The 252-nt window shown below is 58.3% G+C and carries 1 protein-coding gene; it reads right to left on the bottom strand.

All coding sequences use genetic code 11. The features are described from left to right. Window positions 1–252: UvrD-helicase domain-containing protein (locus R0J88_RS21955; protein WP_410901171.1), on the bottom strand; the 252-nt coding region annotated here is incomplete at both ends.

The following is a 252-nucleotide window of genomic DNA, read 5'->3' as shown; positions in this document are numbered from 1 at the left end:
CGTTGTAGGCTTTCAGGTGACGAACGTAGGCTTCATAGACGCGCGCGGCGAAGTGCTCGTCATCGTCGGCCGCGAACGAGAGCGCATCCCCAGGCAGCACCAGGTCGTTTTTCCAGGTCGAAATTTTGGCCTGCACAGCGTTAATCTGCTCGGCATCGACCTGGGCATCCTTGTTCATTAAATCCCGCAGCAGCGCCTTGGCATCCTCCGGGTCGAACAGCGAAAACCCCGGCTTGTAGCCCAGGGTTTTCA

The organism is Pseudoalteromonas sp. SIMBA_162 (assembly GCF_046535955.1).
GTDB lineage: Bacteria > Pseudomonadota > Gammaproteobacteria > Enterobacterales > Alteromonadaceae > Pseudoalteromonas > Pseudoalteromonas marina.
This window is presented reverse-complemented; position numbering and strand designations above follow the sequence as displayed.